This is a genomic window from Bacillus sp. FJAT-27231 (assembly GCF_001183975.1).
Taxonomy (GTDB): Bacteria; Bacillota; Bacilli; order Bacillales; family Domibacillaceae; genus Pseudobacillus; species Pseudobacillus wudalianchiensis.
Genome location: NZ_LFZU01000001.1, coordinates 2,386,749 through 2,404,547 on the forward strand (window position 1 = coordinate 2,386,749; position 17,799 = coordinate 2,404,547).

General features: G+C 40.9%; 17 protein-coding genes and 2 rRNA genes (1 of these 19 cut by a window edge). 6 read left to right on the forward strand and 13 right to left on the reverse strand.

Features of this window, described 5'->3' with window-relative positions:
- Window positions 1–963, reverse strand: a 23S ribosomal RNA gene (locus tag AC623_RS11325); it reaches 1,969 nt to the left of the window's first position.
- A gap of 332 nt (window positions 964–1,295) precedes the next feature.
- Window positions 1,296–2,848, reverse strand: a 16S ribosomal RNA gene (locus AC623_RS11330).
- The 16S and 23S rRNA genes sit together here, the layout of an rRNA operon.
- Window positions 2,849–3,290: 442 nt before the next feature.
- Between AC623_RS11330 and AC623_RS11335 the strand changes: the two genes are divergently transcribed.
- Window positions 3,291–4,004, forward strand: coding sequence for a phosphatase PAP2 family protein (locus AC623_RS11335; RefSeq protein WP_049662526.1), 714 nt, complete (start codon window positions 3,291–3,293; stop codon window positions 4,002–4,004).
- A 180-nt stretch (window positions 4,005–4,184) separates the two neighbouring features.
- Here AC623_RS11335 and AC623_RS11340 read toward each other — a convergent pair whose 3' ends face one another.
- The gene (locus AC623_RS11340) at window positions 4,185–4,457 is read right to left on the reverse strand and encodes a hypothetical protein (RefSeq protein WP_049662529.1); all 273 of its coding nucleotides are present in this window, start codon (window positions 4,455–4,457) and stop codon (window positions 4,185–4,187) included.
- Between the two features lie 103 nt (window positions 4,458–4,560).
- Window positions 4,561–5,244 carry a CPBP family intramembrane glutamic endopeptidase gene (locus AC623_RS11345; protein WP_049662532.1) on the reverse strand — a complete coding sequence of 228 codons (684 nt, stop codon included), beginning with the start codon at window positions 5,242–5,244 and terminating at the stop codon, window positions 4,561–4,563.
- A 231-nt stretch (window positions 5,245–5,475) separates the two neighbouring features.
- Here AC623_RS11345 and AC623_RS11350 point away from each other — a divergent pair, with 231 nt between their 5' ends.
- Window positions 5,476–6,054 carry a hypothetical protein gene (locus tag AC623_RS11350; protein ID WP_049662534.1) on the forward strand — a complete coding sequence of 193 codons (579 nt, stop codon included), beginning with the start codon at window positions 5,476–5,478 and terminating at the stop codon, window positions 6,052–6,054.
- A gap of 177 nt (window positions 6,055–6,231) precedes the next feature.
- Here AC623_RS11350 and AC623_RS11355 read toward each other — a convergent pair whose 3' ends face one another.
- Window positions 6,232–6,648 (reverse strand): hypothetical protein, encoded by a 417-nt coding sequence (locus AC623_RS11355; RefSeq protein WP_049662536.1) that lies wholly within the window; start codon window positions 6,646–6,648, stop codon window positions 6,232–6,234.
- Between the two features lie 119 nt (window positions 6,649–6,767).
- Here AC623_RS11355 and AC623_RS11360 point away from each other — a divergent pair, with 119 nt between their 5' ends.
- The 3 genes from AC623_RS11360 to AC623_RS11370 all read left to right on the forward strand — a co-directional run bounded on the left by AC623_RS11360 (window position 6,768) and on the right by AC623_RS11370 (window position 9,026).
- Complete coding sequence (locus tag AC623_RS11360; RefSeq protein WP_049662537.1) at window positions 6,768–7,166, forward strand: hypothetical protein; 399 nt, start codon at window positions 6,768–6,770, stop codon at window positions 7,164–7,166.
- Between the two features lie 177 nt (window positions 7,167–7,343).
- Window positions 7,344–7,826 carry a hypothetical protein gene (locus AC623_RS11365; RefSeq protein ID WP_049662540.1) on the forward strand — a complete coding sequence of 161 codons (483 nt, stop codon included), beginning with the start codon at window positions 7,344–7,346 and terminating at the stop codon, window positions 7,824–7,826.
- Between the two features lie 456 nt (window positions 7,827–8,282).
- Complete coding sequence (locus AC623_RS11370) at window positions 8,283–9,026, forward strand: thermonuclease family protein (protein WP_049662543.1); 744 nt, start codon at window positions 8,283–8,285, stop codon at window positions 9,024–9,026.
- Window positions 9,027–9,167: 141 nt separating this feature from the next.
- Here AC623_RS11370 and AC623_RS11375 read toward each other — a convergent pair whose 3' ends face one another.
- The 4 genes from AC623_RS11375 to AC623_RS11385 form a co-directional block, all read right to left on the reverse strand.
- Window positions 9,168–9,791: a hypothetical protein gene (locus AC623_RS11375; protein WP_049662545.1), complete on the reverse strand. Its 624-nt coding sequence runs from the start codon at window positions 9,789–9,791 to the stop codon at window positions 9,168–9,170.
- A gap of 356 nt (window positions 9,792–10,147) precedes the next feature.
- On the reverse strand, window positions 10,148–10,315 hold the full coding sequence (locus AC623_RS21495; protein WP_156187032.1) for a hypothetical protein: 168 nt from the start codon (window positions 10,313–10,315) through the stop codon (window positions 10,148–10,150).
- Window positions 10,316–10,474: 159 nt separating this feature from the next.
- Window positions 10,475–10,780: a hypothetical protein gene (locus AC623_RS11380; RefSeq protein ID WP_049662547.1), complete on the reverse strand. Its 306-nt coding sequence runs from the start codon at window positions 10,778–10,780 to the stop codon at window positions 10,475–10,477.
- A 117-nt stretch (window positions 10,781–10,897) separates the two neighbouring features.
- Window positions 10,898–11,368, reverse strand: a complete 471-nt coding sequence (locus tag AC623_RS11385; RefSeq protein WP_049662549.1) for an SRPBCC family protein — start codon at window positions 11,366–11,368, stop codon at window positions 10,898–10,900.
- 91 nt (window positions 11,369–11,459) lie between these two features.
- Here AC623_RS11385 and AC623_RS11390 point away from each other — a divergent pair, with 91 nt between their 5' ends.
- The gene (locus AC623_RS11390) at window positions 11,460–12,164 is read left to right on the forward strand and encodes an SH3 domain-containing protein (RefSeq protein ID WP_049662550.1); all 705 of its coding nucleotides are present in this window, start codon (window positions 11,460–11,462) and stop codon (window positions 12,162–12,164) included.
- Between the two features lie 134 nt (window positions 12,165–12,298).
- On the opposite strand, the gene AC623_RS11395 is transcribed toward AC623_RS11390, so the two are convergent.
- From AC623_RS11395 to AC623_RS11410, 4 genes are all read right to left on the reverse strand, one after another.
- Window positions 12,299–13,495, reverse strand: a complete 1,197-nt coding sequence (locus AC623_RS11395) for a M14 family zinc carboxypeptidase (RefSeq protein ID WP_197090964.1) — start codon at window positions 13,493–13,495, stop codon at window positions 12,299–12,301.
- A gap of 277 nt (window positions 13,496–13,772) precedes the next feature.
- Window positions 13,773–15,887 carry a heavy metal translocating P-type ATPase gene (locus tag AC623_RS11400; RefSeq protein ID WP_049662554.1) on the reverse strand — a complete coding sequence of 705 codons (2,115 nt, stop codon included), beginning with the start codon at window positions 15,885–15,887 and terminating at the stop codon, window positions 13,773–13,775.
- Complete coding sequence (locus AC623_RS11405; protein WP_049662557.1) at window positions 15,880–16,248, reverse strand: ArsR/SmtB family transcription factor; 369 nt, start codon at window positions 16,246–16,248, stop codon at window positions 15,880–15,882. The genes AC623_RS11400 and AC623_RS11405 overlap by 8 nt, the downstream gene beginning before the upstream one ends.
- Window positions 16,249–16,669: 421 nt before the next feature.
- On the reverse strand, window positions 16,670–17,656 hold the full coding sequence (locus AC623_RS11410) for a DMT family transporter (RefSeq protein WP_049662558.1): 987 nt from the start codon (window positions 17,654–17,656) through the stop codon (window positions 16,670–16,672).
- Window positions 17,657–17,799: the final 143 nt, after the last annotated feature.

Sequence of the window (17,799 nt, forward strand, 5' to 3'; positions counted from 1 at the left end):
CGGAGTTTGTCTGAATTCGGTAACCCGAGGGGGGCCCCTAGTCCAAACAGTGCTCTACCTCCAAGACTCTTCCCTTGAGGCTAGCCCTAAAGCTATTTCGGAGAGAACCAGCTATCTCCAGGTTCGATTGGAATTTCACCGCTACCCACACCTCATCCCCGCACTTTTCAACGTGCGTGGGTTCGGGCCTCCAGTAAGTGTTACCTTACCTTCACCCTGGACATGGGTAGATCACCTGGTTTCGGGTCTGCGACCTCATACTCATACGCCCTATTCAGACTCGCTTTCGCTGCGGCTCCGCCTTTACGGCTTAACCTCGCATGAAATCGCAACTCGCCGGTTCATTCTACAAAAGGCACGCCATCACCCATTAACGGGCTCTGACTACTTGTAGGCACACGGTTTCAGGTTCTCTTTCACTCCCCTTCCGGGGTGCTTTTCACCTTTCCCTCACGGTACTGGTTCACTATCGGTCACTAGGGAGTATTTAGCCTTGGGAGATGGTCCTCCCGGATTCCGACGGAATTTCACGTGTTCCGCCGTACTCAGGATCCACTCTGGAGAGAACGATGTTTCGGCTACAGGATTGTTACCTTCTCTGATGGGCCTTTCCAGACCTCTTCGCCTACACCGTTCTTTTGTAACTCCGTATAGAGTGTCCTACAACCCCAGAAGGCAAGCCTTCTGGTTTGGGCTGTTCCCGTTTCGCTCGCCGCTACTCAGGGAATCGCGTTTGCTTTCTCTTCCTCCAGGTACTTAGATGTTTCAGTTCCCCGGGTATGCCTTCTCCTGCCCTATGTATTCAGGCAGGGATACTGTTCCATTACGAACAGTGGGTTTCCCCATTCGGAAATCTCCGGATCCATGCTTACTTACAGCTCCCCGGAGCATATCGGAGTTAGTCCCGTCCTTCTTCGGCTCCTAGTGCCAAGGCATCCACCGTGCGCCCTTTCTAACTTAACCTAAGAAAAAATATAATCGGCGCATTTCGTCGTCAGCTTCATTCCTTCCCTCACGTATGCAAATACGCTCGGTCAGTCACTCAGTTGCTTCCTAGAACTGCTTGCTTCTCTTCTTTCTTTGAAAAATACCTAAAATGGCGATTACTCGGTTATTGCTTGGTTACTTTTATACGATATTATCCAGTTTTCAAAGAACAAGTTTGCTTACCTATATAGAAGGAATTCATCCTTCAAAACTGAACAAAAAACAGTGCCGTTAATTCGTTTATGAGAACGATGTTCTCTGTTGCTACTCTGTGGGGACGAGCCTGTCACATTTCACAAGTTCCTTAGAAAGGAGGTGATCCAGCCGCACCTTCCGATACGGCTACCTTGTTACGACTTCACCCCAATCATCTGCCCCACCTTAGGCGGCTGGCTCCCGTAAGGGTTACCCCACCGACTTCGGGTGTTGCAAACTCTCGTGGTGTGACGGGCGGTGTGTACAAGGCCCGGGAACGTATTCACCGCGGCATGCTGATCCGCGATTACTAGCGATTCCGGCTTCATGCAGGCGAGTTGCAGCCTGCAATCCGAACTGAGAATGGTTTTATGGGATTGGCTAAACCTTGCGGTCTTGCAGCCCTTTGTACCATCCATTGTAGCACGTGTGTAGCCCAGGTCATAAGGGGCATGATGATTTGACGTCATCCCCACCTTCCTCCGGTTTGTCACCGGCAGTCACCTTAGAGTGCCCAACTAAATGCTGGCAACTAAGATCAAGGGTTGCGCTCGTTGCGGGACTTAACCCAACATCTCACGACACGAGCTGACGACAACCATGCACCACCTGTCACCGCTGTCCCCGAAGGGAAAGATCTGTCTCCAGACCGGTCAGCGGGATGTCAAGACCTGGTAAGGTTCTTCGCGTTGCTTCGAATTAAACCACATGCTCCACCGCTTGTGCGGGCCCCCGTCAATTCCTTTGAGTTTCAGTCTTGCGACCGTACTCCCCAGGCGGAGTGCTTAATGCGTTAGCTGCAGCACTGAAGGGCGGAAACCCTCCAACACTTAGCACTCATCGTTTACGGCGTGGACTACCAGGGTATCTAATCCTGTTCGCTCCCCACGCTTTCGCGCCTCAGCGTCAGTTACAGACCAGAGAGCCGCCTTCGCCACTGGTGTTCCTCCACATCTCTACGCATTTCACCGCTACACGTGGAATTCCGCTCTCCTCTTCTGCACTCAAGCCTCCCAGTTTCCAATGACCCTCCACGGTTGAGCCGTGGGCTTTCACATCAGACTTAAGAAGCCGCCTGCGCGCGCTTTACGCCCAATAATTCCGGACAACGCTTGCCACCTACGTATTACCGCGGCTGCTGGCACGTAGTTAGCCGTGGCTTTCTGGTTAGGTACCGTCAAGGTACGGACAGTTACTCCCGTACTTGTTCTTCCCTAACAACAGAGCTTTACGATCCGAAAACCTTCTTCACTCACGCGGCGTTGCTCCGTCAGACTTTCGTCCATTGCGGAAGATTCCCTACTGCTGCCTCCCGTAGGAGTCTGGGCCGTGTCTCAGTCCCAGTGTGGCCGATCACCCTCTCAGGTCGGCTACGCATCGTCGCCTTGGTGGGCCATTACCCCACCAACTAGCTAATGCGCCGCGGGTCCATCTGTAAGTGACAGCCGAAGCCGCCTTTCCATCCTTCTCCATGCGGAGAAGAAAGAATATCCGGTATTAGCCCCGGTTTCCCGGAGTTATCCCAGTCTTACAGGCAGGTTACCCACGTGTTACTCACCCGTCCGCCGCTGACTTCAGGGAGCAAGCTCCCATCTGTCCGCTCGACTTGCATGTATTAGGCACGCCGCCAGCGTTCGTCCTGAGCCAGGATCAAACTCTCCAAAAAGATTGTTTGCATAGCTCATAATTAAAAATAAGAATTAACTTACTGGCATGTATTTTGTTCAGTTTTCAAAGATCAATTCGTTGTCGTTATCAGCGACAGCTATATCATAATAACACTTATCAAAATTAAAGTCAACTAATTTTTAAAAACTTTTTCTAAACTACTAGAACCACTGTTTTCAACAGCGGATAATCAATATATCATGCGGCAATAGATAAAGTCAATCATATAATTTAATATTTTTATTTACTTAGAGTAGCAATAGAAGCATCTTTAAATTTAAGAAACAAAATCAAGAACTGGCTATATCTCTCCTTTAAAGAAGTGAGTGGTTTAAAACTATATTTCTCTCATAGCTTTTTTCAATAGTAAGAAAACCTGTTATATCTCCTTATTGTTATTCATAAAAAAAAGAAAAGAATTTTATAGGAGGCTAAACTTTATGAAAACAAATTATAGAAGATGGTCGGAATACCCTTATCCTGGTGAGCAAAGCCTTCCTAAGGGGTTACCTCAAACAGGGGAGTGGCCAATGTTCTTTATTACTAAAGAACAACACCAGCAATTTTTCGACCCCTTCCACCAACAGATCCATTGGAACATTCAACACCCTAACATGATTGACTGGGAAACGGAATTACTTATTGTAGAACAAACTTTACGCTCTCTCACTCCTCAGCAAATGTGGATCGTACAATATTGGGGCACAGGGGAATTAGTTTCTAAAATAAAGATGTTGATTTTTCATTTAGCTAAAAAATATCAACTAAGTTCAATGACTCTCTCCAGGTTATTAAACTTTTTTCAGGCAGCTGTAAACGATGTATTTGTTATGTCCAGCTTTTTTAAATATTTTTGGGATGCAGCCCGCCCCATTCAATATAATCCGAACCTACCTACATTATTAGTAACTCCTCATTCTCCATCTTATCCCTCTGCTCATGCCGCTCTAGCAGGTTGTACAGAAACTTTATTAAATCACTTCTTCCCTCTAGAATTCTCTACTGTCAAACGATTAATGGATGACATGGCCCTATCGCGTCTCTATGCCGGCGTACATTTCAAAGCAGATATCACTGAAGGCATGACTCTAGGTAAACAAATCGGAAAAATTATTGTTACTTTAATCGAGACACGGAACACATCAGTCTTTTGACGGCTGAAAAAGACAGAGTACTGAGAGAGCTAAAAAATTCCCTTACACTACTTTATTTAAAAATCAACTTCAGATTTATTAATTACTTTGCGTCTCATAAAAAGATCATCCTGTAAAAAACTTTCTACTATCATTTAACGTTGCGACTGTTTTTCTTCTCTTAACTCTTTCTTCCGCTTCCTACATTTTAGTTTCCGTAACCGTATAATCTTCTTCTTGCATGAGTAAATCATCCACTAAGAAATAAAGATCTATCCCTTTAAACTGTCCTTGTTTAATTAAAGTCGGAAGAGCTTTTTTCACATATGGAAGCCAGCTTTCCGGAAAGCGCATATCATAATGGATCTCTTCCGCTTCCTTCCCATTCAGCTCGTAGGCCGATAAAAATTCAGAACTTCGCGTATATTTAATATAATCATCTTCACTATTAAAGTCAGATCGTTTTTTAATCATCAAGGTTCCTCCAGTTACTTGTACAGTCCGTTTTTAATTTTAAATAGTGACTGCCGATATCATTTTTAATTATATGTATCTCCTCTATCTATTCTAATCGAACTCATGCTGGAATATCGTTAGACGGCAATACATTTTCTTTTAGTGTGCCTCGTGATTTTTTTATCCATAATGCGATGAATAAAATGACGATGAAACGAAATGAGATGCCAACTATCCCTCCCTCAGGTCCGTATGCCCCTCCTGAAAACCATGTTTGATCTAACAAATTCAGTTTTACTATCCCTTCTACCTTGAATCCGCTCACCGGAAAACCTAAGATCGGTGCCTGAACGTAATTCCAGGCAAAATGCAGGGCCCACGGAAACCAAATTTTCCGCGTTTTCACGAAAGCGATTCCGAACATAACACCCCCAAGACCATTACTAAAAGCAGATAATAAAGTAGCATGATCATTATCTAAGTGTACATATCCAAAATAAATAGAGGTAATGAGAATGGCGATCCATGGGTTTTTAAACCATTTTATGAGAAGGGTTAGTAAGAAGCACCTAAACACCAGCTCTTCCCAGCCAGCAGCAACCAAAACGAGGCCAGTGTAATACATTAAACTTTTTAGATTAACCCCTATACCTGTCACTTCCACTAAACCTAACAGCAAACTCACTATAAATATTCCAAACATTGCGAACGTTGTAATTCCTACCCCCACTATGACATCTTTCCCCGAATATTTATCAGTCGTTAGCGGCGAAATAAAAGCCTTTACCGTATTCTTTCTTCTCACACTTCCAGCCTCCGAGCTTATTTATAATAGTGAACATACAACTAAGTATACAACATATAACATGGAAGGAATGGAAATTAAATCAATAAAAAGTTCAGTTGAGCCCCTCTTTTTTTCCTCTACAAAATTACAAAAAACATCTAATCTGTATTGATATTGAAATAATTCCAAATTATAATTACTTTACTTTTATTTGTAGGTTAATAGTTGTTTAAAGAAGGAGTGTTGTAGATGCTTATGTTATTTGAACTTTCAGCTGGATGGCCTTTTCTTATTCTTGCTCTTATCTTGTCTATACTTCCGAAGAAGTTTTATCCTCTTCTCTTCAGTACTCTTTTAGATGTTATTTGTATAGGTGCAGGGGATATTTTAAGAAAGCGATATTCTAATGGGATCATTGCTGCATTATCATGTGCGGTCATTCATTTTTTTGCTCTTTTATTTACCTCTTCTCTTTCTTCCTTTGGAAGCTCCGATACGATTCAAGTGATGTCCGCTGTTTTTGGATTGGTAATAGGGATCATAATGATACTTTTCCTCCACGATGCTCGTGTAGATGAACGAGATGAGGAGAAGAGAAGAAAAATGCTTCAAGAAATGGAGGAAAGTATAAAGAAAATAAACCCTCATTATGTTCCGAGCCTTTCTTTTTCAACTAGTTCCTCCTACAGCGATTATAGTAGTGAGGACCATGATAATTTCGATATTTTAAAACAAACGATGGAGTATCAGCAGCAAATGTTCAGAGAAGAACATGAGCGCCAAGCTTTAGAAGATTTAAATATGCATAACCATCATACCCATTATTAAGATACTTTATAATAGTAAAACCCTGCTCAAAAAGCGGGGTTTTAGATTGTCGACAAAGTCTACTTTATATACCATTAGGCTGTTAACAATCTGATCCTCGCATCGAATGAACCTCTTCTATGCATCATTAGCTGATTATTGAATAGTAACCAATGTTTAAAGTATCAGGTTGTCTCTTTACGGAATTATACGGGGAGGTGTAACAGCCGCTCTTTCTTCCTTTATCACTCGAAGCCCTCCTATTACTTCATAAGCTGAACCGAGTGACGCAAGCGCATCTCCTTCAATAGCTACTTTTTGCTCTTGCAGGAGTCTTATTGCATTTGTTTCACCGATCTGACTTATAACGGAAACAGCCTCTAAAAGTTGACCAATCGTCTTAATCCAAACACCTGTTAAAATTTGCTGTTCACCAATTGAACCCTCGTCCTCCTCGATATACAATAACCCGGATAAACCTCTAATTTCAATGATTTGACCAATCACCTGTACCCAGAGACCGAGTACAACCTCTTTTTCCAGTTCTACTTTTTTCTTTTCATAAGCGTTCTCACTTTTCTCTTTTTCTTTGTTTTTGCTTTGCTGACATTTCATTCTTATCCTCCCCCCCAACCGCCTGCAACAGGAAAGTTGAATCAACTTATCAGAAGCTTTAAACTAGTGCAGAGGAAGACTTCTATTGTACGATTCGCTCTGACTTGGGAGGTATAACGATGAAACAGCAAAAATCAATGATGGTTTACTTGGTAACGCTGCTTCTTTTCACTCTCTCTTTCTCACTGCTTGCTCTTAATCAATTGTTAACAAACCAGTCTGCTTCCGATGAAGTAAAACAGACAACCGCTGTGAAACCCGATCCTTTGAACATGAAAGCAGATAAAAAGCAGGCCGCTCCAACTAAAGAGGAAGCGAAAGAAAAACCTAAAGCAAACGATCATCAGGAAGGAACGGTTGCCGAGTGGTTCAAACCATCAACTAAGAAAGACTCTACATCTAATAATGACGAGGCGGCCGCTAAAAAAGACCGCCCCCAAAAAGATAAACCACTCATTATACCCGAGCCTCCTACTATTGAAAAACCTAACTCCCCCTCTTTTAATCAGAAAGAGTAAATGAAGAAAACGAGTGTTTGTCAACCATCTGAAACCTTCTTTAACAATAAGGAAGGTTTATTTCTATTTGGTTGCGTTTATTAAAAAACATTACATTTTCTCCGTTTTCTTTTAACCCGTATGTTAAAAGGCTATAGTGAATCTGATAGGATGATCCTATTTATAAGGAGGGGAATTATGAACAAGATAAGAAAAATTTTGTTAGCTTCTACAATGATGCTTGGTGGAATTAGTATTGCCGATGTTACAAACACCTCGACTGCTAAAGCAGAAGTTAGGGAAAACGTGGGTGTAACAGCTGCTTATTCTTCTCCAGCGGATAATGTTTTCCGAACCACTCTTTTTATAAGTGGCAACTCATCTAATATGACAGATGTTAAAACAAAGCACATCCCTGTTTTTTCCATCAAAAATAGTTCTGGCATTTTAGCTAAAGAAGGTTCTCTTAGCACATGGGTAGAGCGCACGAATCCACTGTTTGATTTATATGAATTTGATAGCATATCCGATATAACTCTCTCTACTCTGCCTCCAGGCAATTATCGTATTCAGGTCACCATTCCTATGGATGATGGCTCTATTAATTCTTCTGTAAATAAAAGCTTTACACGAGCTTTCACGCTTAATCCAGACCGAACGGTGACAAATGTTCGTCCTTAATATTCACAAGGCTCCGGCTTCTAGCTTCCGGAGCCTCTTTATTTTCACTCCTTTTCATTAACCGCTCCTTTCAGTTATAAAAACATACTGATCATCCTCTGGATGCTATAACCGCCCTATTTTTGTTTTTAATTTGGTTGTTGATTTCCCTTCAAGCGGACACTTTCCGCTCTAATCAACCATTAAAAATATTATTTACCTTTAACAGAGCCTAATTTTAAAGCGGCACCAATTTACTAACAAATCCTTATAGTTAAAACAAAAACCATTCATTTAACATAACATCCATGTTTTTTTCATATACCAATTTAATCAGATCTATCATTCTACTTCATTGATATGTCATGAGATTAAAACCTTTTAAAAAAACTCTTTCTATCTCCCTATAATGGTGGTACTATTTTCTTACTAAGTAAAGGTTTTACAGTATACTAACCAAAAGGAGAATAGCACCTTATGTCCAGAAAGAAATTAACATTGTTGAAGCCTCTTGCGGCAGCCGTTCTATCTTTATCGCTGCTTGGCAGTTCATTTACACCTTTTGCAAGAGATCCTATACAAGAAAAAAACCATGCGGAGGCAGCTGTACCACAAACAGCGATTACTTCTAAAGTGAACGAAGTAGTGGACGGTGATACGATTAAAATCACTTATAAGGGAAGAAAGGAAACAGTGAGACTGATCCTAGTTGATACTCCCGAGACAAAAGATCCGAATCGATGTGTTCAACTATATGGCCCAGAAGCTTCTGATTTTACGAAGAAAAGCCTTCTTGGAAAAGATGTGAAAGTGGAGATTGGCATCCAAAGCCGCGATAAGTATGGACGCATTCTTGCCTACATTTACCTTGGCGACAAAATGTTCAATAAAACGTTGTTGGAAAAAGGATTGGCCCGTATTGCGATCTATCCTCCAAACACACAATATTTAGAGGAATTACAAGCTGCTGAAGCAACGGCGAAGCAAAAAAAGCTTGGCATCTGGTCTAACGCGAACGCTATAAATGGAGGTTGTGCGCCGAAAACAACGGCTCCTGTGAAGCCAAAACCAGCTCCAACACCCAAGCCGGCACCTAAAAAAGAGTCCTTTAAAAACTGCACAGAGCTTCGAAAGAAATATCCAAAAGGTGTTGCCAAAGGACATCCCGCTTATGATTCAAAGCATGACCGCGATAAAGATGGCTGGGCTTGCGAGAGGTGATAGCTGGCTGATAAGATCAACCCGAATAGTTAGAAACATCATGGTCAGCGGTCATATATCGAGCGACAGTAATACCCCCTGTCAAAAAGACAGAGGGTATTTTATTACTTATCGTTTAAATCGCTTTTCCCAGCTTTAAAATTAATGCCGGATAGAGGAATTTTCTTGTTGGGCCTGCTGCCGTTGGTTTTGCTGGTTTTGCAGGTATTGTTGGGAACTTAGTTGTTTCAACTGCTGTTGAGACTGATCAATCTGTTGAGTCATTTGGTTAAGAATGCTAAACGATTGAAGAGTTTGCCCTACACTTCCTAACATTTGTGCTGCTTGTTGAACGGTTTGTTGAAGTTGTTGGAAAGATTCTTGTTGTTGACTTTGAGCTTGTCTTCTAAATTGCTGCATTTGCTGAAGCAATTGAGACGCTTGCTCGTTCTGCATCGTAGATGATTGGCCAACAGAACCTAATTGCTGTTGAGAGCTCTGAAGCTGATTCAACGCAGATGACATGGAATCTAACTGCTGTCTTAAAGGAGCTAACTCTTCTCCGATCTCTTCTTCGAACTTTCTTCCAGCTACTCGCTCTACTACTTGCTCAGTTACTTCCTCTGTTGTTTTTTTAGCCATTATAAAGTCCCCCCTTGTTAGATTTGGCACATCTTCTATCGCCAAGTCAGCTGCACTGTTATCCGTTTGCCCTTTCTTGCCTGCGGAAGCAAAATAAATAACAGCCACAATAACCAAGCCCAGTACTAATAACCCAATAATCAAATTTACTACCTCCAGAACTGGCGACTGTGTACTGCATTCCGTGACACATTGATATTATGGACTGGATAGCCAGCTCTTATAAATGTTAATAATAACTTTTTAAGTCTTTATATGGCGCATTTATTACTTCATTTTCCAGTATAAAAAAGAAGGATCTACGCATTATAGAAGGACATCATGATCCTTAGCCATTAGAAAGCACACTTGGACAACCGAATTTTCTCTATGTAAAAAATCCACTTCTCTCCCGTACAGCAAGAAGAGAATTTCTTATTTTCTGTCTGGATCATGCAAAAAAGCCAACATTCCTGTTGACTTTATTTCATTCTGGTCATATTTTTAACGTCATCCACTCATTATGACTGTTGTTTTACCATAGCAATCGCGATTGATAGCCCTTCAACAACGCCCCTCAGATAAGATTCTTTTTTCTCGTTGTCTTTTTTCAGTGCATTTTCGATTTGTTTATTCTCATACAAATCTTTTTCATGCTGCAACATCTCCAGCAGCGCTTTTTTATCCATTGACACCCCTCCTATTTTCCCAGGTTCTTTCGTTTTTCTGAGCAATAAAATCGAGCGCTCATTCATTTCCACAAATAGCTCCGTCTATTTCTGTATCACTAATTTACCCACCAAACAAGCGATTTAATCCACTGCTTTCTCGGAAAAGTAAAAAATGGATTAGCTATTTAATAACCTTTTTAATTTTTTCTCAGCTGCTTCACTTTCCATAGGAAGTTCCGTCAAAATATTGAGCATGATGTTTTTTTCAGCCATTTTCCGTAACGCATAAAATACGTTAGGCTTATACTTTTTAAGCAACGTCATAATTTCGATTGTCGGTAAAGGTTTTTTAGATTGTATTTTTAAGAATGACCGTAAATAAACGACGAAATCATACGCTGCATCGGGGCTGTCTGGATATTTTTTCAATAAGTCATAAAATCGTTGAATGCTATTTTTCAGTTCGCTATTTTCTTCTGTCAAACTTTATCCCTTCTTTCCATTACACGATAATCCGAATGAAAAATACGCTTTTTCCTTGTTAATTAGATAGATCACTTTACTTCTACGCAAAATCATACATTAAAGCAGGCAGTATGATTATTTCATGTTATTGGCTGCTAATGATTCTGCAATTTTCTTTAATTCCCTTGCACGAGAAATAATAAACCTTCTCATATACTTTTCCAAAAATAGCTTATCCGCTAGAGAACCTAACAGGCCGAATGGAGACTTATAGTCAAACTTATCTACCATGATGGTTCCCGCCTCTTCTTCTGTAAATTGGTGAGTATGTACAAAAGAGTGAAAGGCTCCTTTCACCATAACATCCACAAACTGATGAGGTTTTTCCATACAGGCTACTTTAGCAGTCAGCCTTTGTTTAATCCCAAAGTGAACGGCTTCCCAAGTAACGGTATCCCCTTCTTCCAACAGCCCTTTTGTAACGCCGCCAATGGCTCTTTCTTTTGTTTTTTCTGTCGTTTTTGTATGAATCTCTACGTTCCTCGCAAGATCAAAACACAATGCAATAGGTGCTTTAATAAATTGGCGATGCACAATAACAGGCATTCCACATTCTCCCTTCTAAAGTCGCAATATTCCGTTTACAATCACCATAAAGTTGATATAATTTACCTATTATATTTTAGGAGGTTATAAGTTGAGTAAAATCAGTGGGTTCAAAAGCTTACTAGCATTTATATTAGTCTTAGCGATAGCACTGCCTTTTTCTGTAACCACTTCTCAAGCAGCGGGCACTGCTAAAGCTGGCTGGGTAAGTATTGATAGCGGAGCTTTAACCGTTAGAAGCGGGCCGGGGACAAATTATCAGAAGGTCGGTTCATTAATGAATAACGCCGCCGTAACCGTATATTCTCAACTGAAAAATGGCTGGTCCCAAATTAATTATAACAACAAAAAAGCCTATGTTTCTTCACAATACGTTAGAATGTACAGCTTTCTAATGGATAAAACAAAAATATACACTTATAAAACAGAAGGCAGCTATTATAAAACCCAATATGCCGGGAAGTATCGCGACTGGGATAAATGGGTTGATAACGAGGGCTTTTACATTACAAAGGAAGACAATAAAGGCCTGTATACCGACTGGCCTAACGCTGCCTTTTTCACTGATCTTGTCTATCCTTTAAAAGTCGGAACGGAATGGACAGACTGGGAAGTAAAAAATAAAATAATCGCTATCAATGGAACTTTAAAAACTCCAGCCGGAACGTTTAAAAATGTCGTGACGATTAAATCAAGTGATGGCTATACGACCTATTTTGCCCAAAACGTCGGTTTCTTAAAAGCGGTTTCCAACGGCGTCACGATGAGCGAGTTAACTAGCTTAATTAAGAAATAACTAATTAGATCTCTATTCCTTCTATAAATAATTTTTGCATACGATAGTCGTGTGGTTCACTTAATTTTTCTTCAAACATAGAGAAAGCCGCGAACTGATGACACCTCAGTTCGCGGCCAATAAGTAAATACGTTTTATAATCCTCCCGGAGTCCTTGCACTTAATGGGATTTTTTCATAGTCTTCAGGATTTAATTTTTGGACAGATCCATCGGCCACACCATTGATGATTCCCATCAAACCGGTTTCCACTGTTTTGACAAGCTGTCCTTTCTGCTTTTGTCCGAAGGTTTGTGTTTGGCCGCTCACTTCAAACAGAACCGTTCCACTTCCATTTAGCGCAAATGACCCTAAAGCAGTGCCAGGTAAATCAATATTTTGATCATACAATGAAATGTTGGTGAAAACTGACTCTCCTTTTGCTTGTAGAGCATTGTACAAGGCTACATTTAGCTGACGGGAGAAATCATACTTATATTGATCCGCATAGGCTGCATATTTTTCACCGCCAGGACCGTTTGGATTTGCAACAAACTTGCCCGATATCGACATTGTCGCTCTGTCATCTGTTCCCTCTACATAAGGGAAGCCTTGGTGATGAAGATCAATGAAAACATCGACATTTCCAAACTGTGCTTTTAAATCCTTGTATACATCTCTTAGCGTCTGTGCTTCAGGTGTAATATACCAACCGTATTTATTAGATGCTCCTGGGAAGTCTTCTGCTTTCGGAACATAATTTAAGTCTGGATGGAAATCACGGTTTACGTCAAAACCAGGTTTTTTATCATAATTCCAGCTCCCGGGGTAGGAGTAATAGTTCCATGCCGGCTTGGCCGTTGCCAGCTGTGGAAATTCAGCCACAACCTCCGACCAATTCATATCATTCGCACGGCGGCTCAACTCCGAACCATCCACATTCATCATAGGAATGACAACGAGCGTCAGTTCATCTAAAATTTTCTTTGTTTCTGGAGAATTACTTGACCCAATATTTTGTAAAATGTTTAGGAGGGCGACTGTCCCTGTCTTCTCATTTCCGTGAATTTCACTTTGGATCAAGACGACTTTTTTGCCGTGACCTACCGACACCTTATAAATTCCGCGGCCTTGATTTGTGTATCCTGCAGTTTCAACCTTTACTTTCCCTTGACTGGACTTTTGAATCTGCTCTAGCTTTTTGCCGAGTTCTTCATAATTAACGAAACCTTCAATGGATAGATTTTCTCCTTGTTGCGGACTGGGCCCTGGGTCTGCGAAACCCATTGTTGGCACTGCAAATAAAGAGGCAGCTAAAGCAGTAGAGCTTAACACCTTCCAAGCCTTTTTCATTCTTATCCCCCCATTGTTTTATGTAAATCCATGGAAGGAATTCGCTAGTATTTACCCATTTCCTTTCCTTTATTAGAAAATGAATAGAAAAGACTAAAGAGCTTATGGAAGAGGTAAGTATTAATATTCAAATTTTTCTGAACATATTTTTATTAGACTATCTTTAGAACTATTTAGGAAAGTCAGGATTATGAATGACGACTGCTGCTCAACAAAGAAAATAAAGGCGTGTTTTGACAACGATGACTCAAAACACGCCTTTATAGTAAACAAAATTTTATTCTTTTACCTTCAACAGCCTTAAACTGTTAAGCGTAACAAGCAATGTTGCTCCCATATCAGCGAATATGGCAATCCACAACGTTAACCATCCAGGCACTACTAAAAGCAACGCCACTAATTTTATCCCTAAAGAGAAGGTAATATTTTGTTTAATAATGGACAACGTCTTTCGGCTAAGCTTGATCGTGTATGGCAGCTTGCTCAAATCATCGGACATTAGTGCAATATCAGCGGTCTCTAACGCTGTATCCGTGCCGGCACCGCCCATTGCGATGCCTACCGTTGAAGCAGCAAGCGCCGGTGCATCATTTACTCCATCCCCTACCATGGCAACATTTCGATACTTTTCACGAAGCTCTTTTATAACATGTAGTTTGTCTTCAGGGAGTAACTCAGCCTTGATAGCCGAAATGCCTGCTTCTTTTCCAAGTGCCTCCGCTGTACGTTGATTGTCTCCTGTCAGCATAACTGTTTGATCAATACCAGCTTGATTGATTTTTCTAATAACCTCGGCGACAGATTCCCTCATTTCATCCGCTACCGCTATGAAGGAAAGAATTTCTTTTTCCGTCCCTACTACTATGACCGTTTTTCCTTGTGCCTGCAGCTCGATAATGTTTTGCTTAATAGCACTTTCCATATGCCCATGTAATTCTTCAAAAAGGCTCGGGCTGCCTACATAATAAAAGATGCTATTCACATTTGCTTTGACTCCCTTGCCGGTAATGGATTGAAAGTCTTTCACCGCAATATTATTAAAGTCTACTCCCATTTCCTCTGCTTTTCTCGTGATAGCTGAGGCAAGTGGATGCAGTGACCCTTTTTCGATGGCAGCTGTGATCGCCAGAACTTCCTTTTCTGTTTTCTCATGTACAATAATGTCTGTTACAGCTGGAACGCCTTTTGTTAATGTTCCTGTTTTATCAAAAGCAATCACCTTTAAGTGTCCTGCCTCTTCTAAATAAATACCGCCTTTAATTAAGACTCCATTTTTCGCGGCATTTCCTATTGCCGTCACGACAGCCACCGGCGTGGAAACAACTAATGCACAAGGGCAGCCGACTACTAGCACAGCTAATCCCTGATAAATCCATTCACCCCAAGCTCCGCCGAATAATGGCGGTACTACAGCGATGAATAATGCGAGTAAAATGATGACAGGTGTATAGTATTTCGCGAATTTATCCACAAAGGCTTGGGCAGGCGCTCGTTCCGCTTGTGCTTCTTCGACTAAATGAATAATTTTTGACAAGGTTGTGTCTGCCGCATGTTTTGTCACTCTTACTTCTAATAAGCCTTCTTCGTTTAATGTTCCAGCGAATACCTCATCGTCTATCGTTTTGGCAACAGGAACGCTTTCTCCTGTAATCGCGGCTTGATTCAAAGTGGATGTCCCCTTGATTACGGTCCCATCCATTGCGAGCTTTTGGCCTGGCTTTACAATCATAATGTCACCGATTTGAATGTCATCTACGTGGACTATGATCTCTTCTTGTCCCCGCCGGATTAATGCTTCTTTCGGAGCAATATCCATTAAGGATTCAATTGATTGACGGGCCTTATCCATTGAATAACGTTCTAGAGCCTCACTAATCGCAAATAAAATGACGACTGTTGCTCCTTCACCCCACTCACCGATTGCAGCAGCTCCTAAAATCGCAATTGTCATCAGCGTGTGCATATCAAACTTCAATTGGATTAGATTTTTTAATCCCCTAATAAATAATGAATAGCCGCCAATGACAATAGCTGTCGCGTAACCAGCAGTCGATAAAATATGCTCTTCTCCATATTGCTCTCCTAGAAACCAACTCACAACAAGCACTAGCGCTGAAATATACACTTTAATCGTTTGCTTTTGCTTCCAAAAAGGTTCCCGCTCAATCTTTTGTTCTTTTTCATCTCGAATTTTTAAGTTTTCAAACGCCCCTGCTTTTTCTAATTGTTCAATAGTGGTGCTTCCTTGAACATAAATTTTAGATGCTCCAAAGTTTACTCTTGCCTGTTCTACTCCGGGCAGATCTTTTACATTATTTTCAAAGGTGCGTGCGCAGTTTGCGCAAGTAAGTCCTTGAATGCGATAGGTTTTCATCTCTTGTGTGTTATCCATTAACGGTCACTTCTTTCTTATGTGCCAGCGTAACGAACATCAACTGCCGAACTTGTTCATCATGTAGTGAATAAAAGGCCAACTTTCCTTCTTTACGATACTTTACAACCTCTTGTTTATGAAGGGTCCGCAAATGATGGGACGCTGTTGCCACAGAAGAACCAATAATATTGGCAATATCACATACACACAATTCCTCCTCTTGGCAAAGAGAATAAGCTATTTTCGCTCTGTTTTCATCTGCGAGCACTTTAAATAATTGAGCCACTCGTGAAATATTCTCTTTTCGTAATTCTCCTTGTATTCGACTCACTTTTTCTTCGTTATAGCAATACGTTTCACACGTATCTTTTTTGCTCATCAAGCTTCAACCCCTTCATTCAAATATATATTTGAATATAGTATACTCTCTTCTTATTCAAATGTTAATTTGAATGAAGAAATTGAGCAAAAATTCTTTCCAATCCGTCTTTTCCTCTAGTCCCGGCTTCATGACAGCGTTAACGGCAACAGTTTTTAGATTTAGCAGCAGCGTTTCATTCGGAATTAGGTAAACCCTAGTCCGAGCTTTCCACAAATGAAATGATATAAGATATTTTTCATACTTCCAATCAAGATATCCCTCTAAATTAGTAATGTTAAATGCGAGTAATTCTAGAAATATTTCTTAAAAAAAGTATTGAGCAATGGAAGGAATAGCAAAAGTCATTGCAAAATAAAAGAACCGACATAACATCGGTTCTTTTTACATACTGTCAAGTTTTTCAAGAAAACTTGCTTCTTTACTTATATATTTGTTGATAAGCTTGACTTTTCTTTTTAAAGAGCTGCCAACCACTAGTTTTATTTCGATTGACAACAGCTATACCTGCGGCTACGAGTAGAAGTGCTACAAAAGTATTTATCGTTAAATGTTCACCAGGAATAAACACCGCCGATAGGGCTGTCCCAGCAACAGGCATGACAAATTTATAGAGAGAAACTTCTCCAGCCTTATTGTATTTTAACAAAGCTGTCCACAAGGCAAAGGCTGCTGCCGATAAGATGACTGTATAGATGAAAAGCCACCAGCCCTTTAATGTAAAGCTTATCGCATGAGCTTCAAGACCGGGCATTCCGATAAGCAGCATAAAAAACGCCCCTGCAAACATTTGCCAACCAGTCAAAGCGAATGGATGAATACTGGCAGATAACCGTTTGGACAAAAAGGTTCCTAGGGCCCCAGCCAAACCGGAAAACAACATAAACCCTTCTCCCCCAAAAGAGAAGTTTAGCGAAGCGTCCTGGCCCCAGTTTGCCAGTACAATTCCTCCGAAGCCGGTCATTAAACCACAAAATTTGCGCCAATCTAGACGATCATCCGAGTAAATAAAATGAGCCAGAAAAACAACGAAAAAGGCTTCACTGGAGTTTAAAATAGATGCTTTCATTCCAGAAGTGTGGGCCAAACCATTATAGAAAAAGAAATACTGCAGGCTGGTTGACAATATTCCTAAACCGATAATAGCCGGCAGTTGCCGCCAGCTTAATTTTAGAGAGCGTTTGTCTACGAAGAACATCATAACTAGCAACAGAAGGGCTGCCATCATAAAACGCATTCCCGCAAAGACGATCTTCGCTGACAAGTCATCTTCTGCCATACCTAGCTCTTCATAACTGAATTTCAGAACAGGGAAAGCGCTGCCCCATAAGATTGAGCAAAAAACTGCGATAGATATTACCCAATATTTATTTGTGAGAAAGCGCGTATTGCGCTTTATTGCTTTCATGTTGGTCAACTCCAAAGTTCTGTCTATTATTCTGTTACGTCACTTACATCGGAAGTACCTTAAAATATCTACTTTCAAACTATAACCATTATAGCTTCATTTGAGCAAACTCATTTATTGGAAATGTTTGATAGTAGAAATTA